We start from the raw sequence: 26,717 nt of genomic DNA, 5'->3' as shown, positions 1-26,717 counted from the left end.
CAGCCTTTAACTCACACTTTTCTTAGGGGCTAATCCGCCTTCCTCATTAGTCTGCTTCTTATTAATCAATAAAATAGCAGCGAGAATCAAACCAGTTGCACCAAGTTCATAAAGACCAATCGCCTCTCCAACAAAAGCGCCAATCACTAAAGCAACTACGGGTGGAATATAAGTAACTGACGAGGCTACAACAGCCCCAGACTTAGCAATAATAAAATAGTAAATAAGATAGGCTAGCCCAGTACCAAGCAAGCCTAAACCAATGATTAAGCCCAAACTTGCATGCAGATCACCAACTATCTGGCTAATACCCTGAAAAGGAGTAATAACACTTAACATAATTAGACTTAAAGCTAGCTGATAAGTAGTGAGTGATGCCGCTGGAATGTTCAGCGGTAAAATGAAACGTTTGGCATAAATAAAGGAGGCACCTACGCTTATAGAGCCCAGTGTCATATAGAGCACACCTTCAAGATTGGTCGCAGCAATATCACCGGCAAAAGGCTTAGCGATTAAAATAACACCCACCAAACCAGAAACAAGTCCTAACACTCGCATTAAACTGGCTTTTTCCTCAGCGAGAAATAAAACACTAAACAGCAAAGCAAAAAGAGGTATGGTGCCACTTAGTGCCCCAGCGATACCCGAAGGTAATAACGAAGCACCCTTAGCAAAGCTAAAGTAATATACACTGGTTGCTAACAAAGACATGACAACAAAGTGAGGCAAATGCTTAATGTGAGCGAGCTTTAACACACCCAAAAAATAAGCGTAAATAAACACAGGCACAAAGCCAAACGCCACTCGTAAAAAAACGATCTGCAATGGGCTAAGGTACTCAGCGGCCATCTTCATATAAATAAAATTACTGCCCCAAATGATACCAAGGAGCCAAAACGCCATTAGGGGTAAATACTTCATCTTCTTTCAACCTCACAATCAATCAGGCTCAAGCACTTTGCGCCTATAAATACTCTCTTCATTATTGAGATTAGGCCCCTGAGTACAAACGATTTATCTTGTCTTATAGAATAGATAAACTATTGTATAAAAATATTTTAATGAAAGAACTTGATGAAAGAGGCTTTATGCAAAAACCACTTCCACCCTTAAATGCACTCATTGCTTTTGAAGCTTCCGTGCGTTTTGCTAGCTTTAAACTGGCAGCCCAAGAGCTACATATCACACCGGGGGCGGTTTCTCAGCAGGTAAAAAAATTGGAGGATTGGCTAGGTTATACCCTATTTAATCGTCAAGTTAGACAACTAGTGGTAACAGAAAAGGGGCTGACATATTTCGCCCAAATTGCGCCTGCCCTAGAACAGGTTTGTGCAGCGAGTCAAAACCGTAAAACGGATAAAACAAACTCTGTTTATTTATCTCTTACCCAGACTTTAGCGGCAAAATGGCTAAGCCCTAGACTGAGCCATTTCATGACAAAATACCCAGACATAGAAGTGCACATCAATGCGTCTAACAAGCCAGTGAATTTTCAAAACGAAAACGTTGATCTCGCGTTACGTCACTTTGATGGAAAAGATAATAATCTAGCGGTACAACTCATACTCGATGATGAAATTCGCTTATTTTGCGCCCCAAATTATTTAACACGACGTAATATCAAAGAAACCAAACAGTTAACTAGAGCAACGCTCATCTTCAATTCTTTGCATCCTTGTTGGGATGAATGGCTAGATCACTTTAGTGAGATTAACCAAAGTGAGAGACAGGCTATTACCAAAATTCATTTCGACCAAACGTTACTGGCTATCGATGCCGCCAAACATGGCCAAGGCGTAGTTCTAAGTAATAGAGCACTAGTACAAAAAGAATTAGAGCAGAAGGAATTAATTGAGCCCTTTGGTCATTGCCTTGCCAACAATAAGAACTTCTATCTCGTTCATCCTAAGCAAACAAAACTGAGCCCAGCGGCACAACAATTAAAGGCTTGGTTATTAGATGAGTTTGAGCAATCGAAATACATTTGATAGATAAGAGGAAGAATGGCTGTCAAAATGTCAATTGACGCTGACAGCCATAAAGATCAAAGCCCCATTTGAATCAAGCCCTGCAAGGCTGCGAAGGCAAGAATGCCCGCCAAGACATCATCTATCATGATGCCAAAACCGCCATGAACATGCTTATCGACCCAAGAGATAGGCCAAGGTTTTAAAATATCGAAAATACGGAATAAGACAAAACCTACGATTATATATAACCAGCCAGCGGGCGCTAAAAACATCGTAATCCAATAACCGACAAACTCATCCCAAACGATACCTGGATGATCATGTACTCCTAGATCTTTACTGGTTTTATCGCAAAGATAAACACCAACAATAAAACTGGCTAACAAGAGCCAAAAATAGAGCTGATAATCTAGGTTTTGCATTAATAAGTATGCAGGAATCGCCGCGAGCGTACCAAAAGTACCCGGCGCTTTATCAACGGTACCTGACCCACAACCAAACGCTAAAAAATGTATTGGATTACGCCATACGGACTTAGGGACATCATTTGCCATTTGTTCTTTACCTTAAAAAATGATCAGTATTGTTATTTGTATTTATTCGTGGGGCTCTTAAACGCACCTTTTTATACACACTTAAAGCCTAGAAGTGCTGCCAACCTTCAAACTCACCCTCATAACCCTGTACCACAAAGCCAGAATCCGTGATCTGGCCAATCTTTTTACAAGGTAGATGCAAGGTTTGTGTGATTAAAGCAATCTCTTCACGTGCAGACTCTGGCGCAGTAAAGCAAAGTTCATAATCATCTCCTCCTGTTAAAGCTAACTTAAGTGCGGAGCTTGGTTGCCATTGTAATAAAGCCTCAGACACAGGGATTAACCCCGCATCAATTTGTGCACCGACAGAAGAGGCTTTAAGAATATGTTGAATGTCTTGAACCAATCCATCTGAGACATCTAGCATGCTAGAGACAACACGCTTAAGCGCCATAGCGGCGATAAGGCGTGACTCTGGGCGCCAATAAGCATCATAAAAATGCTCATATATATCACCTTTAACCATCATTTCGCCCGTCATGATGGGTACCGCAGCCGCCGCATCGCCTAAAACACCTGTGACATAAATATCATCACCTTGTTTTGCACCCGCTCGACTGATAGCAAACTCTGGCTCGATATAACCATGAACTTGTAAGCTAATAGTTAATGGACCTTTGGTAGTATCGCCACCCACAAGCACCAAACCAATTGGCTCAGCTAATTCAGACATACCTTGAGCAAAAGCAGATAACCATTGTGGGTCTGAGTCAGGTAAAGTCAAACCTAACGTAAAAAAGGCAGGTTTGGCCCCCATAGCAGCAAGATCACTTACGCAAGTCGCAACAGCGCGATAACCTATAGCAGCAGGATCCGCATCAAAAGGAAAATGACGCCCTTCAACCAAGGAATCCATTGAGAAAACAAGATGCTGACCCGCGGGGACTTGAACTTGCGCACAGTCATCCCCTATACCTAAAATCAGATCTTGGCGGCCCGCTATACTTGCCATTTGGGCATTCTTAAAAATATTTTCGATTAACTCAAATTCTTTCACTCATGCCACCTAAAGATCGAATCTGTTAAAGCACTAAACCAGATAAAAATTCATGACGCAGTATATTTTCTTTGAACCTAATTAACACCCTTTGTTAGGGCTAAATTGGAGTGAATAAACAGAGTAAAGCCAAGATAACCCACTAAACTTAGGCCGTGATGGAACATTTTTGCAATTTACGCGTCTGATAAATTTATTAGGAATTTGGTTATTACTATAAGAGGTGAGTGTGAAACATTTAATTCTGAGTTTTATTCTGTTATTCGGTTTTACATCCGTCAATGCAGCCGACAAAGTGCTTTTTTGGGGAGAACTAGAAGCAGACTTTCGCTCTTGGGGGTCTGATGCTGTCGAAGGAGATTGGCGAATTAGCGAAAGGGGTGGCAAGAAATACATTCAACTATTAGACAATTTTGAAGCTAAGGAAGGTCCAGATGTTAAAATTTTCTTATCCAAGCAAGATGCAGCCAGTGTCAATGGCAATAACGCCACGGACGATGCGGTATTTATTTCTTTAGTAAATACCTTTGAAGGTGGTAGTGAGTATGAAATCCCTGCTGATATTGATGTGAATAGCTTTAAGTCTTTGGTCTTTCATTGCGAGGCATACAGCAAATTATGGGGCACTAGCCAAATACGCTAGCGATAAAAATTCACCATAAAAAAAGCCCCTACTGCGAACAGTAGGGGCTTTTTAACACGCAACTTATAAGTCAGTTTTACTTATTCGCTCTGCGCGCTGCAATCTCTTCACGACGAACTCTTTGCGCTAGCTTGTCTAAAATACCATTAACGTATTTATGACTTTCAGATGCGCCAAAGGACTTCGCAATTTCAACAGATTCGTTAATTGCGACACGGTAAGGCACATCTAAACGCTCAGCTAATTCGTAAGAACCAATACGAAGCGTTGCTAATTCAATCGGGTCTAGCTCAGCTAGCGGGCGATCTAGTAACTCTTCAAATAAATCATCCAAACTTTTAGCTTTTGCCGTCACACCTTGTAGCAATTCACGGAAATATGCTTTGTCACAAGTGCCAAGGTCGTGGTCAACCGCAAATTGCGCTTCAATTTCATTTACTGGAGCGTGGTTCATTTGCCATTGATAAACAGCTTGTAATGCGAAGCTACGTGCTGCACTACGTAATTGAGAACGTGAAGGCTTCTTCGCTTTACGCTTAGGCTGCTTTTTCTGTTCCGATGTTTTATCCACTTCGCTCATTTTTGCCTCAATATTGCAAATAGATGTACACCTAATGCTTTAAAATGAAAGCTAGGTCTACATCAATACTTGTCTTAGTCTATTCGATTTTTCTGTTTGTGCTGCAAGAATTCACAGCCCAAGAAAGAAGATGGGCGATTGTAGCAATTTTCATGAGACATTTCTTGGAAAATTGCTACAAAAAACGATAAATCTGAGTAGATTTATGAATATTTTTTAATCAGCAGAAAACGAATACACTTAGCCCTCTTCTTCATCTTCATAACAGGGCTTAAGAGTTAATTTAATGTCCTTACCCAACTGGCTTAAATTCACCATCTCAAAATCCACTGCCTGATCCATAGAATCTAATGGCAGCTGCATTAAAGGTCGCGCATTCGAGCCCAATAATTTAGGTGCCATATAAAGTACAACTTCATCCACCAGCCCTTCTTGTAAGAAAGAACCAGCCAAAACTGCGCCTGTTTCCACTAAGACTTCATTAATGCCTTGATCAGCAAGGCTCTCCATCGCAGCAACAAGATCAATACCACCCTCTTCAGCCTCTTCAGCATAAGTAACCTCTACTCCTTTTTTGACAAGAGACTTTTGGTGGTCTGCTTCGACAAGATTTTCAAGGCAGAATATTTGAACCTCATTGCTCGGATACAAGATCTTAGACTCAGGCGGGATAGATAAAGCCGTATCCATAATAATACGTTTAGGTTGGCGCACATTTTTACTTTTCGCAGGGAGATTATCACTGTCGATACGCACGGTCATACTCGGATCATCAGAGATAACTGAACCTATTCCCGTCACAATCGCATCACTTTGTGCTCTCATTTTTTGCACGTCAAGACGAGCATCTGGCCCGGTAATCCATTGGGACTCACCCGATTCCATTGCCGTTCGTCCATCAAGACTCATGGCAAGCTTTAAGCGCACATAAGGAAGGCCATCTGTCATTCGCTTGATAAAACCAGGATTCAAAGCCAGTGCTTCAGCTTCCATAACAGGACCAATAACCTCAATACCCGCTTCTTTAAGCATAGCTAATCCACGACCAGCAACTTCAGGATTTGGATCCTGCATACCATAGACAAGTCGGCTTACTTTTGCCTTGATTAAGGCTTTTGCGCACGGGCCAGTTTTACCCTGATGACTACAAGGTTCTAACGTAACGTAAGCAGTACAGCCTTGCGTATCGCCATTCGCATTAGCGATGGCATTCACTTCAGCATGCCCTTCACCAGCAAACTTATGATAGCCCTCTGCCACCAATTGAGAATCTCTCACCAACACACAGCCAACCCTTGGATTTGGGTGAGTGGTATAAAGGCCTTTTTTAGCCTGTTGAATCGCCTTAGCCATCCAATAATGATGGTTGTGTTGGGGTGCAGTGCTCATAATTCACCTAATGGAAGTTAACTTTTTTTATGGCTTGAAAGGCTCTCTTGAGAGTCATTTTCAAGGCGTTCAATTTCATCTTTAAATTCGCTGATATCTTTAAAACTACGGTATACAGAAGCAAAGCGTACATAGGCGACTTGATCCAGTTTTTGCAGTTGTTTCATCACAGCTTCACCCACAGCACGGGAAGACAGCTCCCTTTCACCAGTCGCTTGTAAGGTTTCTTTAATTCGAATAATCGCTGTTTCTATATTTTCTATACTGACCGGCCTTTTTTCTAAGGCTCGTTGAATGCCACGACGCAGTTTTTCCTCATCAAAAGGTACTCTACTGCCATCGTTTTTGATTAATTTAGGCATTTGCAGTTCAGCGAACTCAAAAGTAGTAAAACGTTCTTGGCAGGCATTACAAGTACGACGGCGTCGAACCTGTGCTCCTTCAGATACCAATCTGGAATCTAAAACCTTAGTCTCTTGAGCGCCACAAAAAGGACATCGCATGACTCATCCTATCGATTTTATTGTAGGGTCTGGCTGCTTAAAAAAGTGAATAATCACAACCATTTAATTAAGATTGATAATATCAACCCCAGCATCAGATAGCTACTAGATGGCCGCTCTCACCTAGGCTAAAACCAGACAGATAAAAACCTAGAAATTAAACTTCGCAATTGCTACCTTGGACCAGTCATCAACGGCTTAAATAAAGGAAACGGAATGTCATTAGTTGAGCTATCAGGTCTTGTCGCGGCGTTATGTTGGACCATCACCAGCCTAATGGCCCCCAAGCTCATTATCGAATTTGGCATATTCCGTTTTAATACACTGCGTATTGTCATGTCCAGCATTGTGCTTTTGCTCATAGCTATGGTAACGCAAACCTTTGACGCCAGTTTATGGGAGCACAAGGGGCAACTGATAATTTCAGGGCTCATCGGCATATTTATCGGTGACACCCTACTTTTCAGCTCGGTACATAGACTCGGACCAAGACGTGCTGGCGTCCTATTTGCCACCAATGCCCCCATGTCCATCATCATTGCTTGGTTTATATTTGACGAATCCTTGAGCTATATAGAGCTATTTGCCTGTGCACTGGTGACCTCTGGTGCCATGATTGCCATTCTTTATGGTAAACGTAAGAACCTACTGGAAAATAGCAAAACGGCCTCTTTAGAAGAAACAAAAGGCAGTTTATGGGTTGGAGTGGCAATCGCCCTGAGTGCGGCTTTATGTCAGGTATTTGGCGCCATTTTAAGTAAACCTGCCCTCCTCGCAGGCGCCGACCCTCTGGCTGCGTCAGCCGTTCGATCCACCGCCGCGGCTCTTGCGCTGCTTGTTGCTTACAACCTTTATTTTCACAAACAAAATAAAACTGCATTGTTTTCTTGGAAAGCCATTTCGTTTGCTTCTTATTCAGGTGTCTTTGCCACAGGGTTTATTGGCATGGTGATTGGTATGAGTGTGTTAGTTTGGGGCATAGGTAACGGCGATGTAGGCATAGTCACCACTTTATCTGCCACAGTCCCTGTCTTAGTCTTGCCAGTGCTCTGGGTTACCACACGACAAAGACCCGCAATAGGCGCTTGGATTGGGGCCAGTTTGGTTGTCATTGGCGCGGCTCTTATTGTGCTTTATTAAGGAGCCTGCGATTAAGTTGCGCTACTCGCCATAAATCTAGCGGCTTTTATCCACACGCTGAGACGGAAGGACTTATTCGCAGGCTCCTTAACCTTCAAATTACAGGCTTTCACAGATTATTGCGGTTAAAATATTTTGACCGCATTGCCCCTGTGCTATCCTTAGTCCACTTTCATATTTGCAGCGGGTTCTCGACCTTTCAGATAACTTCGAGAACACATATCAACCCATTAAAAGTAAGTATTCACTCATGGCTCAATTCGTATATAGCATGAATCGCGTAGGTAAGATTGTTCCACCTAAACGCGAAATATTAAAAGACATTTCTCTTTCTTTCTTCCCAGGTGCAAAAATTGGTGTTTTGGGTCTAAATGGCTCAGGTAAATCCACCTTACTACGCATTATGGCAGGTGTTGACCAAGAGCACGTGGGTGAAGCTCGCCCTATGCCAGGCATCAAGATTGGTTACCTAGAACAGGAACCGAAACTTGATCCAACAAAAGATGTTCGCGGCATAGTAGAAGAAGCTTTCGCCGATGTAATCGAAGCCATGGCTCGCTTGGATGCCGTTTATGCAGAATATGCAGAGCCAGATGCTGACTTTGATGCCCTAGCCAAAGAACAAGGCCAACTTGAAGCCCTAATCGAAGCAAAAGAAGGCCATAACCTTGATCGCGCTTTAGAAGTTGCGGCAGATGCTTTGCGTCTTCCTGCTTGGGATGCGAATGTCGAGCACCTTTCAGGTGGTGAACGTCGCCGTGTTGCCCTATGCCGCTTACTACTAGATAAGCCAGACATGATCCTTTTAGACGAGCCTACTAACCATTTGGACGCAGAATCTGTGGCTTGGTTAGAACGTTTCCTAAAAGATTACCCGGGGACCGTTGTGGCCATTACCCACGACCGTTACTTCCTTGATAATGCAGCAGGTTGGATTCTAGAACTTGACCGTGGCCATGGTATTCCATACGAAGGCAACTACTCTTCTTGGTTAGAACAAAAAGATGCTCGTCTTGAAATGGAAGCTAAACAACAAGCCTCCCATAAACGTGCTATCAAATCTGAACTTGAATGGGTTCGTCAAAATGCGAAAGGACGTCAGTCTAAGTCTAAATCTCGTTTAGCCCGTTTTGAAGAGATGAACTCTAAAGATTTCCAAGAGCGTAATGAAACTAACGAACTTTACATTCCACCTGGCCCACGCCTAGGTAGCAAGGTAATTGACATCGAAAATGTCAGCAAAGGTTTTGATGGCCGAGTACTCATCGAAGATCTAAACCTATCTATGCCACAAGGTGCAATTGTTGGGGTTGTGGGTGGTAACGGTGCCGGTAAGTCGACTTTATTTAAAATGATCACAGGCCAAGAGCAACCAGACTCAGGCACAGTGACTTTAGGTGAAACCGTACAGCTTGCCTATGTCGATCAAATGCGTGAACTAGATGGTGAGAAAACGGTATGGGAAGAGATCTCAGACGGTTCTGACATGATAATGATCAACAACTTTAAAGTATCATCACGTGCTTATATCGGCCGTTTTAACTTTAAAGGGTCTGATCAGCAAAAATTAGTGAAACACCTATCCGGTGGTGAGCGTAACCGTTTACACCTAGCAAAACTGCTAAAAGAAGGCGGCAACGTTTTGCTATTGGACGAACCGACCAACGACTTAGATGTGGAAACATTACGTGCTCTGGAAGACGCTCTACTGGCTTTCCCAGGCGCAGCGATTGTTATTTCCCACGACCGTTGGTTCCTAGACCGTATCGCCACTCATATTCTTGCATACGAAGGTGACTCTAAAGCAGTCTTCTTTGAAGGTAACTATGCTGAATACGAAGTTGACTACAAACAACGTACTGGTAACGAAGCAACACCAACTCGTATCAAGTACAAGCGTATTGATGCTTAAGCCACTTTGAAATCACAGCTAAGTCGCTAGATTAAGCCCTCAAACATGATATGTTTAGAGGGCTTTTTTTATTTTGGCATTCAGTAAACATTGATATTCATATACTCAAACACCTTAGTTCGTTTTTTTGAAAAGGATTTTTATGCAGCTATCCGCGCAAGAAGTTAAAGCAGCACTGCCATGGCAAGATCTTGTTGAAGCCCTAAGAGATATTTTCACTCGCAAGGTTACCTCACCTGTTCGTCATCACCATGTGCTTAATGTGCCTCAAGAAAAAGACGCCATGTTATTGTTAATGCCCGCTTGGCTTGAAGGTGAATACTGCGGAGTGAAACAAGTTTTTGTTTTTCCCAGTAATAATGATAAAGGGCTACCGGGTCTTACCAGCAATTACTTATTGAGTTCAGGTAAAACCGGTGCCAATCTCGCTCAATTAGAAGGCAACGAACTCACCTCACGTAGAACCGCCGCCGCTTCGGCGTTAGCCTCTTCCTATTTATCAAGACAAGATGCATCCCGTCTGCTTATGGTGGGCTCTGGGCGTATGGCACGTAACCTGATTGCCGCACATAAATCCGTTCGCCCTATTACCCACGTCAGTGTGTATAACCGCAATTTAGCCGGCGCAGAGAAACTCGTTGAAGAACTGATACAAGCAGGCATCACAGCCTGGGTTTGCAAACCAGACGAATTAGCCCAAGAAGCCGCAAGCGCCGATATCATTAGTTGTGCCACCATGAGCAAAGAGCCAATCATTAAAGGCGACTGGTTAAGCTCAGGCTGTCATCTTGATCTAGTGGGCGGTTTTACCCCAGAAATGCAAGAAGCCGATAACACAGCATTGAAAAAAGCCAAGGTGTTTGTTGATACCAGAGCAGGAGCGTTTAGCGAAGCAGGCGATATTATTATCCCATTAGAAGCCGGTGTGATTCAAAAAGAAGACATTCAAGCCGAGTTTACTGAGCTTTGCTCCAATACCCATAAAGGGCGAAACGCGTATTCAAACCCAAAAGAAATCATCACTGTCTTTAAGTCGGTAGGTGATTCAAGAGAAGACCTTGCCGCAGCGATATTAGCTTATCAAAGTTTAAGTAAATAGCAGCCTATAACAGCTTAAGTAAATAGAACCTAAAACCTCACCATAAAAAAGCCTGATTAAGTGACTTAATCAGGCTTTTTACTTTTCATGCAAACATGCAAGCAGTAACTAAAAGCTCGTGACCGCTAAAAGCTTCTCAGCGATGTAATCTATGTGAGCTTCTTGCATGCCAGCAATATTAATTCGCCCGCTATCAACAAGGTAAATAGCATGTTCCTGTCTCAAGGCTTGTGCATGTTCTGGGGTAATACCTAAAACCGAAAACATACCTTTATGCTGAGCAATAAAGTCAAAGTGTGGGTTACCACTCTTCTCTCTTAAAGCACCGGCTAGTTGCTCTCTTAAACCTTGCACTCGATGACGCATAACATCCACTTCATCAAGCCAATTCTGCTTTAGCGTTTGATCTCGCAAAATTATGTCCACCAAGGCAGCACCGTGATCAGGTGGCATGGTATAGGTACTTCTCGCACACTCTAACATGCGTGATTTGATCTTATTGCTTTGATCTAGGTTTTTGCCCACTATCACAGCCAGACCCGTACGTTCACGATAAAGACCAAAGTTTTTAGAGCAAGAACTTGCCACTAAGTAAGATTCAACTCTTTCAGCTAGGTAACGAAAGCCAGCGACATCAGCGTCCATACCATCGCCAAAACCCTGATAAGCAATATCAATAAAGGGTAAAAAGCCCTGTTTCTGAGCTAACTCAGTCACAGCTTGCCAATCTTCAAAAGATAAATCAGCCCCTGTCGGGTTATGGCAGCAGCCGTGTAATAACACCACATCATTCGCACCCGCTTGACTAATATCGGCCAACATAGCTTGGCTATTGACCAACTTAGTTTCAGGGTCAAAGTAGGCGTAATAACACACTTTGAGGCCCGCTGTTTTCATAATTGGCGCATGATTAGCGTAACTAAGGTCTGACAACCAAACGGTTGCATCTGGAGCAGAAAGTTTGATCACATCTGCCAACATTCGCAGCGCACCACTCGCTCCTGGTGTTTGAACCCCAACCGCACGAGCTTTACTCTCGCCCTCACCAATTAATAAGTCCATCATGGCAGCATTAAAGGATTCGTTTCCTGGCATGCCAACATAGACTTTAGAGCTTTGCTCTTCAAGCAAGCGCGCTTCAGCCTGTTTGATCGCCTGCATAACCGGAGTGTCACCTTGATTATCGCGATAAACCCCTATGCCTAAATCAATTTTATGCGTTCTTTCATCAGCGCGACAGGCTACCGACAAGGATAAAATCGGGTCTGCGGCAGCAGCATCCAAATTGTCTAAAATCATCTTATTACCTTAACAAGCTAATTATTTATTTTTTTAAAAACCAAATTTTGTTTAGTTTTACACCACTAGCACACAGAACACCAAAACAAATCAATGACATAGAGAGCACGCCGTTAATTGATAGAGTTTCAGCCAAAATAGGATAAGCCGCAATCGATGCAATCACAGGCGTTAAAGAACCAATAGCTGCCGTATTTTCTGCTCCAATTTGGCGAATAGCGAAACCATAACTAAAGCCAGTCACCAAGCCCACCATGACACCTTGAATTAAAAACTGAGTACCGATCAAAGTCATGTCCAATGCTTGAGTTGCACCGAACACACCAGAATCGAGTACACCTAAGGCAAAAAGAAGCATCAATAAACTACAAGAGACCAAGCCTAATAAGCCAGTGGCGGCAAGTGGAGGAAGGCCAGAAACACGCAGACTAACGGTAAATAAAGCCCAGCAAAAGCTTGCCCCTAAAAAGTATAAATCACCCGTTAATACCTGACCTGATCCGGCAAAAAATGATTCAGCAAGCAAGGTAACTATGCCTATCGCTATAGCAGCAAGTCCCATAAAACGCTGCGAACTTAAAGGCTCCTTGTATATCAGTACGGCAATTGCAGTCACAAATAGAGGGAAGGTGCCCGGTATCAAAAGCCCGGCATGAGAAACTGGCGCAAAATGCATACCTTGGGAGGCAAGGTAAAAGAAAGGCACTCCCGCACCTAGACTTATTCCACCTAAAATGTGCAATGGTACTTTACGAATTTGCGCGCGGGCTTGATAAGTGAAGTACGCAAACATCAGGGCAGGCATGCCGTAGCGCATCATAGATAGGTCAAACATGGTCAGGCTAGAGGTCGCTCCCATTTTGACTGAGATAAGCCAACTGGCCCAAATACAGGCGGTCACTAGGGCTGACATAACACCTAAATGATACTGTCTACCTTGGGCAAGAACGCGATAAGCAGGAACAGTGTTGGAACTAGACATGGCACACCTCAAGGTCGAAATTGACTTAACAAAAGACTTAAGTAAACTTTTTTAAAGCAAACTGAATTGACCTCATTATCAATCAAACTCGACGAGCATGTCCTTGCTAAGTTAGCCAGTATAAAACCCATAATTGGCAGATATCACTCATTTTAAATGCTAGAATCATCAAACATGCCAATATTCAATAGATAAGAGAGAAGTGAGATGGATGCAATTGATTTTAATATCATTCAAGCACTGCAAGAAGATGGACGCTTAAGCAATGTTGAATTGGCTGAAAAAGTAAATTTATCTCCCTCTCCCTGTTTACGTAGAGTAAAACGATTAGAGCAGGATGGCGTGATAACAAGTTATAGAGCCAATTTGGACAGGGAAAAGTCAGGTCTTCCCATGACAATCTTCGTGGACGTCACTTTAGATAACAATAAAGATCACGCCAGCACTGAGTTTGAACAGGCAGTCCTTGAAAAAGACTATGTTATTTCTTGCTTTCTCGTCTCAGGTAGCGCCGATTATCGTCTTGAAATTGTGACTAAAGATTTAAAAGGTTATGAAAAAGCCCTTAACCAAACCCAAGCACTACCCCATGTGAAAAGTATCAATAGTAATTTTGCCATCAGGGCAGTGAAAACAGCCGCTAGCCTGCCACTTGTTTTTGAAGGCTAGCGGTTCGCCACATAAGGAGTCTTGAGCTTAAGCTTCCTTATTAAAATTAGCCTCTAACTTGATACCCGATGGGTCATGAAAAAACACTTGGTATATCCCTATTTGAGACACTTCTTGAAGATGGTATTCAACACCAAGCGTTTCTAGTTTGTGGGTAAAAGTTTCAAGCCCTGTGAGGCTAAAAGCGATATGATCTAGCGCACCTAGAGCATGTTTTCTATCTTCATCCTGTGTTAAGTGCAGTATGGGGTTAGCGTCGAAATATAACCAATACCCTTGGTTAGAGAAGTTAGGCCTAAACCCCACCTCAAGTCCAAACAATTGAATATAAAAGTCTTTTACTTCCTCTAGCAACGCTTTAGGGGCAGAGATATTAAAATGTTCAAACTGCATTTTTTTAGTCCATTTAAGTTATAAGCAACACAATAAAATAGACTCATACAGAATGCAGCTTTTATTTAGCCAATGTTTAACCTAAACAGATTTTATTTTTTCCTTCCTCTTTAGCTTGATAAAGCGCTAAATCTGCCGCTTGGCACATTTGAGTAAAATCTTGAAAATCACTACATTTTGTCCAGCCTGCACTAAAACTCACATTGAACTGAACCTGATTGTGGTGAAACACCAAATTAGAAAAAACCTCTCTAATTTCATTCATAAATTGAAGCTGCTGTTTATGGCTATCTCCTTTTAAAACCAACATAAATTCTTCGCCACCGTAACGTCCAATCTTATCTGTTTTGTTCAAACGGCCCTTTAACAATTGGCTTAGGGCAACTATCACCTTGTCTCCGGCCGCATGACCATAGGTGTCATTCACAAACTTAAAGTTATCAAGATCGATCATCATGATGGAGGTCGACATTTGAGTCTGCCTAGATAAATTGAATGCTTTAAAGGCTGCTGCCACAATATTTTTATGGTTGAGAAGGCCTGTTAAACTATCTTGCATCGTCAGTTTACGAATATTCAAACTACGCTTAATGCGGCTTTTAACTTGCAGTACGATGGCTTCTATCGGTAAGTTCTTGGGTAATAAGTCATCACATTCCCCCTTAATCGCCTCAAGCTTATTATCCAGGGAGTTATCCGAACTCAAAAAGATAATAGGGACCGCACTAAAATGCTCAAATTGACGAATAATCTGAGCTAATTCTATTCCCGTAATTTCTGGCATATTAATGTCAAAAATAAATAAATCGGGTTCAAACGACTGCATCTCTTTTATCAAGACAATGGGATTGGTCGTGGCAAACACATCCAGACCTTCATGCTCTAACGTTGATTTTAAATAGTTTAATACTGAGGTTTGATCATCAACGATACACACCCTAGAGTTTTCACTTTTATCAAGCTTCAGCTCGGTACGGATATGATTAACAACTCGCGTTAACTCAAGCGGCTTCACATAATGCTTGCGAAAGTGTGATCTCACACTTCTTAAGCGGCTATAAAAGTCATCATGGGTCAAATATAAAAAGCAGGGAATCTTCTCTTGATGTAAGCGTTCAGCAAGGACAAATGCCTCCTCGTCTAGCCTATCTATGGCAGACTGGCCAATAATGACTAGATCAGGAGTTCGCTGCTTTATTGCTTCATTCATTTCAAAAAAGTCAGCAAACGCCTGCGCATCAAAACTAAATTCTGTGAGGGATTGAGCTAAACCTTGAGCCTCAGAAAAAATATTATCTATGATGGCGATAAAGATAGAAGAGTCAGTTACAGGTGCAGATGAGTCAATTTTCATTCAATGATCCTTTTGATAAACAAAACCATTCCTTGTCTCTAAAAATATAGTCTTTCTAAAGAGAAACGCTGAAAGTATTTAAAGATTAGTAAAATTTATAGTTTTGAGTATTCAAAAGGAGAAAAAACTGAATTGTTTTACAAAAAATCACCCGGATCGTGAAAAGAGCCACACTGTCATTATCCTTCAGTGTGGCATACGCTTATTACTTAGAAAGTACTCTTAAGCGGCTTTCAAATTCACCTCTATCCACATAACAGCCATGGAGGTAACGCGCGCCGGATTGAGGGTCAAATGCATCCCGGCCGTGCAACACTCGTCGATTATCAAACACAACCATTTCCCCCCCTTTAAGCATCACAGACACTTTATAATCAGGACTTTTAGTCATTTTCATAAAGGTTTGATAGGCCCGATAGTAGGCATGCATCAACTCAGGCGCAATATCCAAGGTGCTGGCCAAATGAGGGTTAAAGCAAATTTCATTTACCTGCCCTTGATCATCAAGGTTAATGACGGCTTTGCGGCTACGAATATCATAATCTTCGTCATGAAAACGACAAGGGATTTGAGTGTTCACTAATAAATCAAAAGCGACAACATCCGCACGGCGTAAATCTTCTGCCACAGCAAAACCATCGCAAAAGATGGAACCGCCTCCTTCTGCCTCATTGGTTAGACAATGTAGGAATTGATAGCCTGGTGGTAGCTCTTGATTGGTGAGATCCGTATGTAATGGCAAGGCGATAGAAGTATAAGCAAGATTATTTGGCTTAGGTTTTGACTTAACCTCAAACTCTACACCAAAATTGGTCTCTCTTAGAAAGCCAACTTTTTGCGCAACTTGAGTACCCGCTTTAACATCGTCTGCCAAGCCTTCAACAATTGATAGCCCATAAGCTTGGGTATCTCTTAGCCAAGATAATAAAGCACTATCCTGGGTTAAAATGTCGTCAGCATTGGAGCGAGGAATATCCACCCCAGTCAACTCGCTACGCCATAAAGCAGCTTCACTCAAAGCCGGGTCTGACACAGTTTTACCCGGTTGGTTTGCGTATAACCAAGCCAAACTAAATTCTGCAGTATAGGCTTCTTCTAACCAACTAAGACGTATGCTTTCTTGCTCTAAAGCAAAGTCACAAATATCGTCATCCAGATTAATACTGGTTAAATCAAACTGACGTTCTTTTGTGTCTGGATGAAAACCAGCAGGGTCATTATCTCTAAGCCAAACATAAGGAAAATAGCTAGACTCAGTGTCAGTCCAGTGAATCACTAGCATACGAAGTGAGGGGTCAAGCTGTGCGTTTAATACAGTCGGCACAGTACCGTTAAATAAAGAAGTTGGCATGAGACACCATTAAATAAATTGATTAATAAGAAAAATGTAAAAGATTCGCACAGGGGCGAAGTAAGCAAATTAATGCTGTGGAGAAGGCCACCAGTCGCTGGCTTTGAGATGAGGATGGCCTGCTCGTTGGCCAATCACAGTAATCATATCAATTCATTACTCTGTCATAAGGTATCTAAGTTTTTGAATGTAAATTTTCGCCGCTAACAAGTCAATCCATTATCTCTGATGATTTCACTTTTAAGGCGAAATTAAACATAAAAAAGAAACTAGGTTAAAGCTGCCAATTAAAGCAATTTCTATATTGGCGCTTCGTCAGCCCTAAGGGTTAATACTTCATAGCCAGTTTCTGTTACTAAAATAGTATGCTCCCACTGTGCTGAGAGTTTTTTATCTCTGGTGACCACAGTCCAACCGTCTTTTTTGGTTTTTACCTTTGCCTGACCTTGATTGATCATAGGTTCAATGGTGAATGTCATACCTGCTTCTAACACTTGCCCTGTTCCTGACTGGCCATAATGTAGCACTTGAGGTGCTTCATGCATTTCACGACCTATGCCATGGCCGCAGTATTCTTTGACGACAGAATAACCTGACGCTTGTGCATGAGCTTGAATAGCGGCGCCTATATCGCCAAGACGAGCACCAGGCTTTACTTGACGAATACCAAGACAAAGGCTTTCGTAAGTTTTTTTAACCAAGTTTTTAGCCATTACACTGGCATTCGGCATAAGGTACATTTTGCTAGAGTCAGCAATAAAGCCGTTCTTTTCTAAGGTGACATCAATATTGACAATATCAGCCCCTTTTAAGCGATAAGTACTTGGTACCCCATGACACACCACCTCATTAACGGAAGCATTTAAACTAAACTGATAGTCATATTGCCCTTTACTAGCAGGACGAGCATCAAGCTCATTTCGAATATAGCTTTCGACTTTTTGGTCTATTTCTAAGGTAGTTACACCAACGTTTATATAGTCATCCAGCATACTAAATACTTTAGCTAACAATTGGCCTGATTCACGCATCAGATTGATTTCTGCTTCAGACTTAATGTTCCCTTTATCCATTTTTCATTCCTTATGAAAACCCTTAGATTAAAGCCCGTAACTGAATATCTTCAACTTGCTCGGTTTGGCTGATTTCATCTTCTAACTTCAACTGCATTTGAATGATGTCATTAAAGGTTAAAGTTGGATTCATCTCTGCTAAACGCCCCATTTTTAACCAAAACTCAGCCTGTGAATTAATTGACCGTGACATGACATTGCTTGTCTTGCGAATTTCATCATGCAAGGGGTCCGAGATTTTTACTATACCCATAATCAAACCTTTTATACGATATGCTACACTTTATATATAAAACGAATCATAACGCTATATTTTATATTTAGATATAGTTTTGATCCTTTCATTCATTCAAAAGTTAAGTTGCAGAAAAAGTTAACCTTTTTGCAAATACTGAACTAATCTTAAATTACACAGCTTAGCTGGCGCGACGAAGCTTTTGAGTTTGCCTATCAAATAACAGGGAAAAATAAGAGCTTTAATTATTGATATGGTTTCCTTAGTTCACCTCTTCTTGCCCTCTATATCACTGATATAGAGGGCTTTTTTATATTAGATAAACAAAATATTGGCATACTAACTCTCGTTCTCATTAACAGCTGAGATCAGTCCTCATAATGATAACGAAAATCATTCGTAAGAGATTGAAAAATAACGTTTTTTTATAAAATTTCACTTCCTTTATTTATATTTAGCACTATAATTGCGTACAAACTTTAAACAATCATATCTGTGTTGCGAGGGTATTATGCAAGGTAGCAAGCAGGTCATTACGGCCTTAAACAAAGTACTTAAAACTGAGTTAACCTCGATTAACCAGTATTTTTTGCATGCACGCATGTGCAAGAATTGGGGCTTAGATGCACTTAATTCTAAAAATTACAAAAAATCGATTAAGGACATGAAGCAGTCTGATGACCTTATCGAACGTGTTCTTTTCTTAGAAGGTTTACCTAACCTTCAACAACTCGGTCACCTTAATATTGGCGAATCTCCAGTAGAGATCATCAGCTGTAATCTTAAATTTCAAACAGAGCAAATTACTGAGCTGAAAGACGCTATTGCCCTGTGCGAAAAAGAACAAGACTATATTAGCCGTGACCTACTAGAAGACATTCTTGAATACGAAGAAGAACACTTAGACTGGCTTGAAACACAAGAATATCTTATTGCCAATACTGGCTTAGAAAACTACTTACAATCTCAAGTTTAACAAGGAGAGCTTAGATGAAAGGCAACCAACAGGTTATCGATGCATTAAATAAATTGCTTGCCAACGAGCTGACAGCAATGGATCAATATTTCATTCACTCTCGTATGTATGATGATTGGGGTCTAAGCAAGTTGTATGAGCGCATTGACCACGAATTCGATGATGAAAAAGGCCATGCGGCTAAATTAATCGAACGTATTCTTTTCTTGGAAGGCACTCCTAACCTAGTCACACGCGAAGCTATCCGTGTTGGTAAAGATGTTCCTGAAATGCTAGAAAACGACCTTAAAGTCGAGTATGAAGTAGCAGCAATGCTAAAAGAAACCATCAAGATCTGTGAAGATGTACAAGACTATAACACTCGCGAAATGCTAGAAGTTTTGCTTGATGATACAGAGATTGACCACGCTTACTGGCTTGAAAAGCAACTTGGCCTTATCAAGATGCTTGGCTTACCAAACTACCTTCAGTCACAAATGTAAACTGAAAGTCAGTCTTTTTTAGCGATTAGACAATAAAAAGCCACCTTATGATCGAGATTCATAAAGTGGCTTTTTTGTGCCTGCTTGTTAACCAAGCTGCAACACTTTTTGACCTTTTGCCCTATATAACCCCTAAATAGGGCGACCTAACAGGCGGTTTAATTCTTGGTGTTTTTGCGACATAAGGTCTGCACATTTTGACATCAGAGCAGGCACATCACTTTCACTTAAGCCCTTCGTTGAAATAGGCGTCAGCATCTCAACTAATACCTTGCCATTATTCCAACGGTTCCAATTCACTTGTTTATGGGTATTACTACAAACGACAGGCACAATAGGTACACCAGCCTGAATAGCAGCATGAAAAGCACCGGCTTTAAAAGGCAAAAAGCCACGTCCTCGGCTTCTTGAGCCTTCAGGAAACATCCATATGGATAAGCCTGTCTCACGCATTTTATTAACAACTTGATCTATCGTTGCGATGGCTTGTTTACGATTAGATCGATTCAGTAAAAAGTTGCCTGTGATCCAATATAAAAGCCCAAAAACAGGAATCCAAACAATGCTTTTTTTACCGATAGTAACAGTTCTCTTTGGGACGGCATGAACCAAAGTACATAGATCAAAATTGTTTTGATGATTTGCGATATAGACAGCTTGTCCTACACTTTCAGCAACTTGATCTTTAATAACATTTACCTGCAAACCAAATACTCGGCTTGCTTGCTGAAACCACTTAGTAACAAGGTATACCCTGTTTTTAGACTTAAAATAAAAAGGAAATACCAATAGGCCATATAAAGTCACAGCCAGTAATAATAGAGTAAGTAGAATCACCCTAATAAGAAATAACATAAAACAACCTAATTAAAACTAATCAAGCATTATAGCGCCATTCAGTTTTATACATAAGTTTAAATGAATGTTAAGTAATAAAAAGTACTGGTTTGACACAAAAATAACACAAAGCAGCATTAAACCTACCTTTCGCAATAAAAAGGTACATAAGATTTCAAACTGTAAAAAAAATACAATTATACTTATGACTTAGTCATGGACATGACGTTATGATTATTAACATAATGTTAATCATTTTTAGGTAATGTCTAAATTGTCATTATCAGTTATCTTTTACACTATAAATCAATAATCTAATTGAGATATTAACCATGCTTAATCGTATTAAAATTGCTCATAAAATATATTTTTTAGGCGCTTCTTTACTAGGCCTTATTCTCCTTGTGGGGGTTATTGGTTTAAGTCAAATGAAGAAAGTTGGCGTTGAAGTTGTAGATATCGCTGAAGTTGATATCCCTTTAAATAATCTGATGACACAAATTACTGAGCACCAACTAGCTCAGGTGATCGAGTTGGAAAGATCTGTTTTATACGGCGTTTTAATCGAAACAAACAGCAGTGACTATAAAAAAGACAGAGATAAACACATCAAAAAAATGAAAACTCTTTCTAAAAAAATAGAACATGAAATTTTTGAAGCAGAAGAGTTGATTCAAGCTGCATTGAGCATTGCTCACTCACAAGCGGCCATTGAAAAACTTGAATCTTTAGCAGTTACTATGAAAGTAATTGAAAAAAGCTTTTTACAAACTGAAAAAGAGTCTTTTCAGGTTGCTGACTTATTGGTAGATCATAAAATGAAAGAAGCGTTAACTCTTCTGCCTACCTTAGAAAAGCATCAAGATGAACTTGATCATGAGCTAATCAGCGTTTTAGCCGATATTCAAGACTTTACAGCAAAGTCAGCACTGAAAGCAGAGCATGACGAAATTGAAGCCATTAAATTGATCACAGTGGCATTAGTGATTTCCAGCATTTTTGCGCTAATATTGTCTATTACTATCGGTCGCTCGATAGTGAATCCAATTAAAAACTTACAACATCGTTTAACAGAAATATCAACAGGTGACGGTGACCTTACATTAAGAATAGGCAGTAAGAGTCTTGATGAAATAGGTATGGTATCAAATTCTTTTGATACTTTTGTCGAAAGTTTGGCAAGTACTATTCGAAGAATCACAGATTCTTCCACAGCGCTCGCTGACTCATCAAATACTGCCTTAAGAATTATGGAAGAGACACACCAGTCCATTCAAACGCAACAAGGTGAAACAAGTATTGTTTCTAATGCTGTCTCTGAGATGAATACAGCCACTCAAGAAGTTGCACTTAACACAGCATCTGCAGCGCAAATCGCCGAGAAAGTGAAAGAAAGTGTCGATAAGGGCAAACGTTCTGCCAATGAAACACAAGAAATCATCCGAGAAATGGCAGATGAAGTGACACGTACTTCGAAAGACATTGAAACCCTAGCCAAAGAAACAGAAAGTATCGGAACCGTACTAGATGCCATTAGAGGCATAGCAGAACAAACTAACTTACTCGCACTTAATGCTGCGATTGAGGCAGCCCGCGCAGGTGAGACAGGTCGAGGATTTGCAGTTGTTGCCGATGAGGTTCGCTCTTTAGCGCAAAGAACACAAGAATCAACGGTTGATATACAGGAGTTAGTTGAAAAGCTACAACGTGAAGCAAGTCAGGCAGTTGCCAGTATGCAAAACGGTAATACCACCACAGAAGCTTGTTTAGCAAAAAGTACTGAAACCAGCCACTCATTTGAAGAAGCGTATGAAGCAGTTAGCCAAATATCTGATCTCAATACTCAAATTGCGGCAGCCGTTGAAGAGCAATCTCAGGTGACATCAGAAATTACCATTAACCTGAATAATATCCAAGAAATTGCATTAAGCACCACAGAAGGCGCCGAGAATACTACAGTCGCTAATCAACAAATATCTAACCAAGTAATTGAGTTAAATAATAATATCCATCAGTTTAAAATCTAATTATTTGTTAATAGAATTAAAGCCAGCTATGCCATGCATAGCTGGCTTTTTTAATGCGCTCTAATCACCTATTCCTTTCAAATATAAACCTATTTACTTTGACTTCTTCAGAGACAAGTATCTAATTACGTCAATATATTGCAGTATTATGACAGTAACGACATAGACACTGTTTATATCAATTAAGTTTGTTATGTAATAGAAGTGACATCTTTTGCGGTTTAAATAGCATCACTATTTCGTGTCGCAAGATGTTTACTAAGAAAAGCGTTACCTGACATTCAATAAGCGTCATACAAAATAATCATAAAAAAACAATCAAACGTTTGTAAGAGGGATATATGAATAAGCTCAGTAAAGCACTATTAACCGGAACCCTAATAGCTAGTTTACCAATGACATCTGTCGCATCAGAGATCAAAAATGTTATCTTGATGATAGGCGATGGCATGGGGCCTCAACAGGTAGGTTTATTAGAAACCTATGCCAAACATGCGCCAAACTCCATTTATAAGGGACGCACAACCTCCCTTGCTCAATTAGCAAAAGAAGGCGTTATTGGCGCCTCTCTGACTAATCCAAGTGATGCCATAGTCGTTGACTCGGCGTGCTCAGCAACCCAACTGGCAACCGGTATTTACACCGGTTCAGAAGTCATAGGGATAGATGAAGACGGCAACCATGTTGAGACCATACTAGAAAAAGCTCAACGTCTTGGTAAAGCAACAGGACTTATTTCAGATACTCGCCTGACTCATGCGACACCCGCTGCCTTTGCAGCACACCAACCCCATAGATCACTTGAGAACGAAATTGCTGTCGACATGCTAGAAACAGGTGTTGATGTGATGCTATCAGGCGGACTTAGGTATTTCATTCCGCAATCAACAAATGAAAAAGGTGCGGTTTATAACGAGTTAAAAGACATGACAGAAGGTAGTGTTCGCCTTAAGTCAAAACGTAAAGACGAACGTAACCTTTTGGTTGAAGCCGAAGATGCAGGTTATGACCTTGCCTTTAACCGCTCTCAATTAAACGCTCAGTCAGGTGATAAACTACTCGGCCTATTTGCATACTCTGGTATGGCTGATGGTACCGAACACCGCATGAAAAAAGACTCAGCGGATCGTACTCAGCCGACTCTAAAAGAAATGACTGAAAAAGCCCTATCTGTATTAGAGAAAGATGAAGACGGTTTCTTCCTTATGATTGAAGGTGGCCAAATTGACTGGGCTGGCCACTCAAACGATGCTGGCTCCATGCTAAATGAGTTAGTTAAATTTGATGAAGCTGTCGGCAGTGTTTACCAATGGGCAGCAGGACGTGATGATACGCTTATCATAGTCACTGCGGACCATGAAACAGGCTCATTTGGTTTTAGTTACTCTTCTGAAAACCTACCAGAAGCACAAAAACGTTCTGGTGAAGCATTTGAAGATCGCGACTACAAGCCTAATTTCAACTTTGGTAGCTTTGATATTCTAGATGCTTTGTACAATCAAAAAATGAGCTTCTATGCAATGACAAGCAAGTTTGGCAAGCTAGATAAAGCAGAGCAAACACCCGCAAACTTCGTCAAGATTGTTAACGCTAACTCAGATTTCAAAATTGATGAAGCTCAGGCTAAGCGCATCCTTATGGATAAACAAAACCCTTACCATACAGAAGGTCACAAGTACTTATCTGCTAAGACAATCCCTGCTATTACTGATTTCGATGCCTTCTTCCCTTATAACGATAGAGGCAACCTAATTGGTCGTGAACTTGCTACTTCACAAAACGTTGTTTGGGGCACAGGGACTCATACTGCTGTTCCGGTCAACATTTTTGCTTGGGGACCTGCAAATAAAGTCCTACCTGTCTCTTCTATCATGCATCACTCTGAACTGGGTCAATACATGAAGAATCAGATTAACTAATCTCAGTTTGAGGTTTTAACTTCCTCAAGCATGCGTTAAAAAGGTCAACTTAGGTTGGCCTTTTTTTATGGCTTAACAAATCTTTTATTAGCTAAATCAATAAGAAAAAGCTGTAACAAAAGTATGTTAGTAAGTTATTTAAACCTTGCTATTAAGGTTAAAGCTAGTTAGATTTATAAGTATTGTTAATTTTATAAACTTTTGTTAGCGAGATACTTTATGTCTGAACAAGAAACCAGAGTATTAACGGCTGTCAAAAAAAGCCCATTAGCTTCCCAGCAAGAACTCGCCAACCAATTGGGTATGAGTCGAGAGTCGGTTGCAGGCCATATCATGCGTCTGACCAATAAAGGCTTCATTCTAGGTAAAGGCTATATTGTTCCGGAAGACAATAATATCGTGGTCATCGGTGGCTGCAATTTGGATATTTGTGGTCGCTCTCAATCTGAGCTACGACTTGAAGATTCAAACCTTGGCCAGATACATCAAAGCCCAGGTGGTGTTGGCCGCAACATCGCTGAAAACTTATCCCGTCTAGGCCAAGATGTCTCGCTTGTCAGTGCGATTGGCCAAGATAAGTCAGGCGATTGGCTATTAGAGCAATGTCGTACCAGTGGTATTAATATGGATGCCGTAATACGCCATCCTGACTTTAGTACCAGTTCCTATTTAGCTATCAATGATCCCCAAGGTCAGCTAGTGACTGCGGTTTCTGATATGGCCATTATCGACACGCTTGATGGTGCACAGCTAAGCAACAAGCAGTCCTTATTACTGTCTGCTCAAACACTATTACTTGAAGCAAACTTGAGTGAGTCCTGCATCAGTTGGTTAGCTCAGCTTAATTGCCAAGGCAAACTTTACGCAGATGCAGTTTCCGTTCAAAAATCGACTCGCCTTAAGCCAATACTAAAAAGACTGACCGGCTTGAAAGTTAACCGTGATGAAGCAAAAGCGATCACAGGCCTAGCAGACGCCCATGACTCAGCTCTCATCCATGCGCTTCTCTCATTGGGTGTGAAAAACATCTTACTTAGCCTTGGGTCAGAAGGTGTGATCTTTGCAAATGCTCATCAAAGCGTTTCTTATGGCGTATTTGATATTGATGCTGTCAGTGATACAGGTGCAGGTGATGCGCTGTTTGCAGGTTTCATACATGCTCAACTCAATGGTTGGGAAGTGGATAAGTCATTAGAGTTTGCCAGTGCTTGCTCTGCCATGACATTAGAATCCGATGCCGCCAACAACCCAAATATTAGTCAAAAAAATATTGAAAAATGGATAGCCAAGAAATGAAACAGTATCTAGATATCAGCCCAGAAGTGGCAGAAGCTCTTGCTAATAACAAACCTGTTGTAGCCTTAGAAAGCACCATTATTTCGCATGGTATGCCTTGGCCTCAAAATGCTGAGACAGCAAAAAAAGTAGAACAAATTATCCGTGATAATGGCGCAGTACCTGCTACCATTGCCATCCTAGACGGTCGTTTAAAAGCAGGCCTTAGCCATGACGAGATAGACACACTAGGTCAAGCTGGCCTTTCTGTGATCAAATGTTCTCGTCGTGATTTACCTTTTGTTGTGGCAACTAAGCAACATGGTGCAACCACAGTGGCAGCAACCATGATAGTCGCAGCAATGGCGGGCATTAAAGTCTTTGCGACAGGCGGTATTGGTGGTGTTCATCGTGGTGCTGAAACCAGTTTTGATATTTCTGCAGACCTACAAGAATTAGCAAAAACTAATGTTGCTGTTGTTTGTGCTGGCGCTAAATCTATTCTGGACCTTGGTCTTACTCGTGAATACCTAGAAACTCAAGGTGTCCCTGTACTAGGTTTTAACACAGATAAACTGCCTGCATTCTATACACGTGAAAGTGATCACACGGTTGATTACAACCTAAGCAGTGCAACGCAAATTGCCGATTTCCTAAAAGCAAAATGGGATATGAAGCTAGAAGGTGGCGTGGTTGTAACTAATCCGATTCCACATGAGTTTGCTATGGATAAAGCGGCGATTGATCAAGCGGTTGAACAAGCCTTGGCGGAATCTGTAGAACAAAACATTGGCGGTAAAGAATCAACACCTTTCCTACTAGCCCGTGTTGCTGAGTTAACTGGCGGTAACAGCCTTGCTAGTAATATAGAGCTCGTTTTTAACAATGCTAAACTTGCCTCTAAAATCGCTGCTGACTTGGTCACTGACTAAGACTAAGCCATAAGCGATAAGCGATAAGCGATCGCGTTAAAACGAAAAAGGCGCACCCTGCTATAGGATGCGCCTTTTTTTATA

The 26,717-nt window shown here is 41.2% G+C and carries 25 protein-coding genes and 1 pseudogene; 12 read left to right on the top strand and 14 right to left on the bottom strand.

Annotated elements, in window-relative coordinates; all coding sequences use genetic code 11:
• Positions 1–6: 6 nt before the first annotated feature.
• On the bottom strand, positions 7–921 hold the full coding sequence (locus Q0A08_RS17730) for a DMT family transporter (protein ID WP_438462798.1): 915 nt from the start codon (positions 919–921) through the stop codon (positions 7–9).
• Positions 922–1,088: 167 nt separating this feature from the next.
• Between Q0A08_RS17730 and Q0A08_RS17725 the strand changes: the two genes are divergently transcribed.
• On the top strand, positions 1,089–1,988 hold the full coding sequence (locus tag Q0A08_RS17725) for a LysR substrate-binding domain-containing protein (protein ID WP_438462797.1): 900 nt from the start codon (positions 1,089–1,091) through the stop codon (positions 1,986–1,988).
• A 56-nt stretch (positions 1,989–2,044) separates the two neighbouring features.
• On the opposite strand, the gene Q0A08_RS17720 is transcribed toward Q0A08_RS17725, so the two are convergent.
• Positions 2,045–2,524 carry a phosphatidylglycerophosphatase A family protein gene (locus Q0A08_RS17720; RefSeq protein WP_438462796.1) on the bottom strand — a complete coding sequence of 160 codons (480 nt, stop codon included), beginning with the start codon at positions 2,522–2,524 and terminating at the stop codon, positions 2,045–2,047.
• Between the two features lie 88 nt (positions 2,525–2,612).
• Positions 2,613–3,563 (bottom strand): thiamine-phosphate kinase, encoded by a 951-nt coding sequence (thiL, locus tag Q0A08_RS17715; protein ID WP_438462795.1) that lies wholly within the window; start codon positions 3,561–3,563, stop codon positions 2,613–2,615.
• Positions 3,564–3,792: 229 nt separating this feature from the next.
• Here thiL and Q0A08_RS17710 point away from each other — a divergent pair, with 229 nt between their 5' ends.
• On the top strand, positions 3,793–4,206 hold the full coding sequence (locus Q0A08_RS17710; RefSeq protein ID WP_438462794.1) for a DM13 domain-containing protein: 414 nt from the start codon (positions 3,793–3,795) through the stop codon (positions 4,204–4,206).
• A gap of 76 nt (positions 4,207–4,282) precedes the next feature.
• On the opposite strand, the gene nusB is transcribed toward Q0A08_RS17710, so the two are convergent.
• The 3 genes from nusB to nrdR all read right to left on the bottom strand — a co-directional run bounded on the left by nusB (position 4,283) and on the right by nrdR (position 6,678).
• Positions 4,283–4,786: a transcription antitermination factor NusB gene (gene nusB, locus Q0A08_RS17705; RefSeq protein ID WP_438462793.1), complete on the bottom strand. Its 504-nt coding sequence runs from the start codon at positions 4,784–4,786 to the stop codon at positions 4,283–4,285.
• A 240-nt stretch (positions 4,787–5,026) separates the two neighbouring features.
• Positions 5,027–6,175, bottom strand: coding sequence for a bifunctional diaminohydroxyphosphoribosylaminopyrimidine deaminase/5-amino-6-(5-phosphoribosylamino)uracil reductase RibD (gene ribD / locus Q0A08_RS17700; RefSeq protein ID WP_438462792.1), 1,149 nt, complete (start codon positions 6,173–6,175; stop codon positions 5,027–5,029).
• A 17-nt stretch (positions 6,176–6,192) separates the two neighbouring features.
• Positions 6,193–6,678 (bottom strand): transcriptional regulator NrdR, encoded by a 486-nt coding sequence (nrdR, locus tag Q0A08_RS17695; RefSeq protein WP_438462791.1) that lies wholly within the window; start codon positions 6,676–6,678, stop codon positions 6,193–6,195.
• 216 nt (positions 6,679–6,894) lie between these two features.
• Between nrdR and Q0A08_RS17690 the strand changes: the two genes are divergently transcribed.
• The 3 genes from Q0A08_RS17690 (at position 6,895) to Q0A08_RS17680 (ending at position 10,829) form a co-directional block, all read left to right on the top strand.
• Positions 6,895–7,818 (top strand): DMT family transporter, encoded by a 924-nt coding sequence (locus Q0A08_RS17690; RefSeq protein WP_438462790.1) that lies wholly within the window; start codon positions 6,895–6,897, stop codon positions 7,816–7,818.
• 250 nt (positions 7,819–8,068) lie between these two features.
• Positions 8,069–9,730, top strand: coding sequence for an energy-dependent translational throttle protein EttA (gene ettA, locus Q0A08_RS17685; protein ID WP_438462789.1), 1,662 nt, complete (start codon positions 8,069–8,071; stop codon positions 9,728–9,730).
• A 142-nt stretch (positions 9,731–9,872) separates the two neighbouring features.
• Entirely contained in the window at positions 9,873–10,829 is a 957-nt protein-coding gene (locus tag Q0A08_RS17680; RefSeq protein ID WP_438462788.1) for an ornithine cyclodeaminase family protein, read from the top strand.
• 108 nt (positions 10,830–10,937) lie between these two features.
• Here Q0A08_RS17680 and Q0A08_RS17675 read toward each other — a convergent pair whose 3' ends face one another.
• Positions 10,938–12,128 carry an aromatic amino acid transaminase gene (locus Q0A08_RS17675; protein ID WP_438462787.1) on the bottom strand — a complete coding sequence of 397 codons (1,191 nt, stop codon included), beginning with the start codon at positions 12,126–12,128 and terminating at the stop codon, positions 10,938–10,940.
• 25 nt (positions 12,129–12,153) lie between these two features.
• Entirely contained in the window at positions 12,154–13,110 is a 957-nt protein-coding gene (locus tag Q0A08_RS17670; RefSeq protein ID WP_438462786.1) for a DMT family transporter, read from the bottom strand.
• A gap of 207 nt (positions 13,111–13,317) precedes the next feature.
• Between Q0A08_RS17670 and Q0A08_RS17665 the strand changes: the two genes are divergently transcribed.
• A complete protein-coding gene (locus Q0A08_RS17665; protein WP_438462785.1) occupies positions 13,318–13,779 on the top strand; it encodes an Lrp/AsnC family transcriptional regulator in 462 nt (153 codons plus the stop codon).
• Between the two features lie 27 nt (positions 13,780–13,806).
• Here the strand turns inward: Q0A08_RS17665 and Q0A08_RS17660 are convergent, their stop codons facing one another.
• The 5 genes from Q0A08_RS17660 to Q0A08_RS17640 all read right to left on the bottom strand — a co-directional run bounded on the left by Q0A08_RS17660 (position 13,807) and on the right by Q0A08_RS17640 (position 18,203).
• Positions 13,807–14,172, bottom strand: coding sequence for a VOC family protein (locus Q0A08_RS17660; protein WP_438462784.1), 366 nt, complete (start codon positions 14,170–14,172; stop codon positions 13,807–13,809).
• Between the two features lie 76 nt (positions 14,173–14,248).
• Positions 14,249–15,526 carry a diguanylate cyclase gene (locus Q0A08_RS17655; RefSeq protein WP_438462783.1) on the bottom strand — a complete coding sequence of 426 codons (1,278 nt, stop codon included), beginning with the start codon at positions 15,524–15,526 and terminating at the stop codon, positions 14,249–14,251.
• A 205-nt stretch (positions 15,527–15,731) separates the two neighbouring features.
• On the bottom strand, positions 15,732–16,877 hold the full coding sequence (locus Q0A08_RS17650; protein ID WP_438462782.1) for a TauD/TfdA family dioxygenase: 1,146 nt from the start codon (positions 16,875–16,877) through the stop codon (positions 15,732–15,734).
• A gap of 299 nt (positions 16,878–17,176) precedes the next feature.
• Positions 17,177–17,950, bottom strand: coding sequence for a type I methionyl aminopeptidase (gene map, locus Q0A08_RS17645; protein WP_438462781.1), 774 nt, complete (start codon positions 17,948–17,950; stop codon positions 17,177–17,179).
• 22 nt (positions 17,951–17,972) lie between these two features.
• A complete protein-coding gene (locus Q0A08_RS17640; protein WP_438462780.1) occupies positions 17,973–18,203 on the bottom strand; it encodes a ParD-like family protein in 231 nt (76 codons plus the stop codon).
• Positions 18,204–18,696: 493 nt separating this feature from the next.
• Here Q0A08_RS17640 and bfr (Q0A08_RS17635) point away from each other — a divergent pair, with 493 nt between their 5' ends.
• Complete coding sequence (bfr, locus tag Q0A08_RS17635) at positions 18,697–19,161, top strand: bacterioferritin (protein ID WP_438462779.1); 465 nt, start codon at positions 18,697–18,699, stop codon at positions 19,159–19,161.
• Positions 19,162–19,175: 14 nt separating this feature from the next.
• Positions 19,176–19,643, top strand: a complete 468-nt coding sequence (gene bfr, locus Q0A08_RS17630; protein ID WP_046016005.1) for a bacterioferritin — start codon at positions 19,176–19,178, stop codon at positions 19,641–19,643.
• A 132-nt stretch (positions 19,644–19,775) separates the two neighbouring features.
• Here bfr (Q0A08_RS17630) and Q0A08_RS17625 read toward each other — a convergent pair whose 3' ends face one another.
• A complete protein-coding gene (locus tag Q0A08_RS17625) occupies positions 19,776–20,498 on the bottom strand; it encodes a 1-acylglycerol-3-phosphate O-acyltransferase (protein ID WP_438462778.1) in 723 nt (240 codons plus the stop codon).
• A 1,016-nt stretch (positions 20,499–21,514) separates the two neighbouring features.
• On the opposite strand from Q0A08_RS17625, the pseudogene Q0A08_RS17620 reads away from it, so the two are divergent.
• The 4 genes and pseudogenes from Q0A08_RS17620 to Q0A08_RS17605 form a co-directional block, all read left to right on the top strand.
• Positions 21,515–22,507, top strand: a pseudogene (locus Q0A08_RS17620) (methyl-accepting chemotaxis protein); the annotation flags it as partial.
• Between the two features lie 341 nt (positions 22,508–22,848).
• Positions 22,849–24,426 (top strand): alkaline phosphatase, encoded by a 1,578-nt coding sequence (locus tag Q0A08_RS17615; RefSeq protein WP_438462777.1) that lies wholly within the window; start codon positions 22,849–22,851, stop codon positions 24,424–24,426.
• 219 nt (positions 24,427–24,645) lie between these two features.
• Complete coding sequence (locus Q0A08_RS17610; protein WP_438462776.1) at positions 24,646–25,722, top strand: carbohydrate kinase; 1,077 nt, start codon at positions 24,646–24,648, stop codon at positions 25,720–25,722.
• Positions 25,719–26,633, top strand: a complete 915-nt coding sequence (locus tag Q0A08_RS17605; RefSeq protein WP_438462775.1) for a pseudouridine-5'-phosphate glycosidase — start codon at positions 25,719–25,721, stop codon at positions 26,631–26,633. Before Q0A08_RS17610 ends, Q0A08_RS17605 begins: the two co-directional genes overlap by 4 nt.
• The last annotated feature ends 84 nt before the right edge of the window (positions 26,634–26,717 follow it).

The sequence above is a fragment of the Marinomonas sp. PE14-40 genome, assembly GCF_051623805.1.
Classification (GTDB): Bacteria; Pseudomonadota; Gammaproteobacteria; order Pseudomonadales; family Marinomonadaceae; genus Marinomonas.
Note: the sequence above shows the minus strand (reverse complement) of the source record. Positions and strands in the feature narration are given on the sequence as shown.

What these genes read in the sequence shown, in the direction of transcription:
- Q0A08_RS17650 (WP_438462782.1), bottom strand. Translation starts at nt 16,877, where the DNA reads ATGCCAACTTCTTTATTTAACGGTACTGTGCCGACTGTATTAAACGCA.
- Q0A08_RS17730 (WP_438462798.1), bottom strand. Translation starts at nt 921, where the DNA reads ATGAAGTATTTACCCCTAATGGCGTTTTGGCTCCTTGGTATCATTTGG.
- Q0A08_RS17725 (WP_438462797.1), top strand. Translation starts at nt 1,089, where the DNA reads ATGCAAAAACCACTTCCACCCTTAAATGCACTCATTGCTTTTGAAGCT.
- Q0A08_RS17720 (WP_438462796.1), bottom strand. Translation starts at nt 2,524, where the DNA reads ATGGCAAATGATGTCCCTAAGTCCGTATGGCGTAATCCAATACATTTT.
- Q0A08_RS17660 (WP_438462784.1), bottom strand. Translation starts at nt 14,172, where the DNA reads ATGCAGTTTGAACATTTTAATATCTCTGCCCCTAAAGCGTTGCTAGAG.
- Q0A08_RS17675 (WP_438462787.1), bottom strand. Translation starts at nt 12,128, where the DNA reads ATGATTTTAGACAATTTGGATGCTGCTGCCGCAGACCCGATTTTATCC.
- Q0A08_RS17625 (WP_438462778.1), bottom strand. Translation starts at nt 20,498, where the DNA reads ATGTTATTTCTTATTAGGGTGATTCTACTTACTCTATTATTACTGGCT.
- map (WP_438462781.1), bottom strand. Translation starts at nt 17,950, where the DNA reads ATGGATAAAGGGAACATTAAGTCTGAAGCAGAAATCAATCTGATGCGT.
- Q0A08_RS17665 (WP_438462785.1), top strand. Translation starts at nt 13,318, where the DNA reads ATGGATGCAATTGATTTTAATATCATTCAAGCACTGCAAGAAGATGGA.
- Q0A08_RS17680 (WP_438462788.1), top strand. Translation starts at nt 9,873, where the DNA reads ATGCAGCTATCCGCGCAAGAAGTTAAAGCAGCACTGCCATGGCAAGAT.
- ettA (WP_438462789.1), top strand. Translation starts at nt 8,069, where the DNA reads ATGGCTCAATTCGTATATAGCATGAATCGCGTAGGTAAGATTGTTCCA.
- ribD (WP_438462792.1), bottom strand. Translation starts at nt 6,175, where the DNA reads ATGAGCACTGCACCCCAACACAACCATCATTATTGGATGGCTAAGGCG.
- Q0A08_RS17640 (WP_438462780.1), bottom strand. Translation starts at nt 18,203, where the DNA reads ATGGGTATAGTAAAAATCTCGGACCCCTTGCATGATGAAATTCGCAAG.
- bfr (WP_438462779.1), top strand. Translation starts at nt 18,697, where the DNA reads ATGCAAGGTAGCAAGCAGGTCATTACGGCCTTAAACAAAGTACTTAAA.
- nusB (WP_438462793.1), bottom strand. Translation starts at nt 4,786, where the DNA reads ATGAGCGAAGTGGATAAAACATCGGAACAGAAAAAGCAGCCTAAGCGT.
- Q0A08_RS17615 (WP_438462777.1), top strand. Translation starts at nt 22,849, where the DNA reads ATGAATAAGCTCAGTAAAGCACTATTAACCGGAACCCTAATAGCTAGT.
- Q0A08_RS17690 (WP_438462790.1), top strand. Translation starts at nt 6,895, where the DNA reads ATGTCATTAGTTGAGCTATCAGGTCTTGTCGCGGCGTTATGTTGGACC.
- Q0A08_RS17655 (WP_438462783.1), bottom strand. Translation starts at nt 15,526, where the DNA reads ATGAAAATTGACTCATCTGCACCTGTAACTGACTCTTCTATCTTTATC.
- Q0A08_RS17670 (WP_438462786.1), bottom strand. Translation starts at nt 13,110, where the DNA reads ATGTCTAGTTCCAACACTGTTCCTGCTTATCGCGTTCTTGCCCAAGGT.
- Q0A08_RS17605 (WP_438462775.1), top strand. Translation starts at nt 25,719, where the DNA reads ATGAAACAGTATCTAGATATCAGCCCAGAAGTGGCAGAAGCTCTTGCT.
- Q0A08_RS17610 (WP_438462776.1), top strand. Translation starts at nt 24,646, where the DNA reads ATGTCTGAACAAGAAACCAGAGTATTAACGGCTGTCAAAAAAAGCCCA.
- bfr (WP_046016005.1), top strand. Translation starts at nt 19,176, where the DNA reads ATGAAAGGCAACCAACAGGTTATCGATGCATTAAATAAATTGCTTGCC.
- nrdR (WP_438462791.1), bottom strand. Translation starts at nt 6,678, where the DNA reads ATGCGATGTCCTTTTTGTGGCGCTCAAGAGACTAAGGTTTTAGATTCC.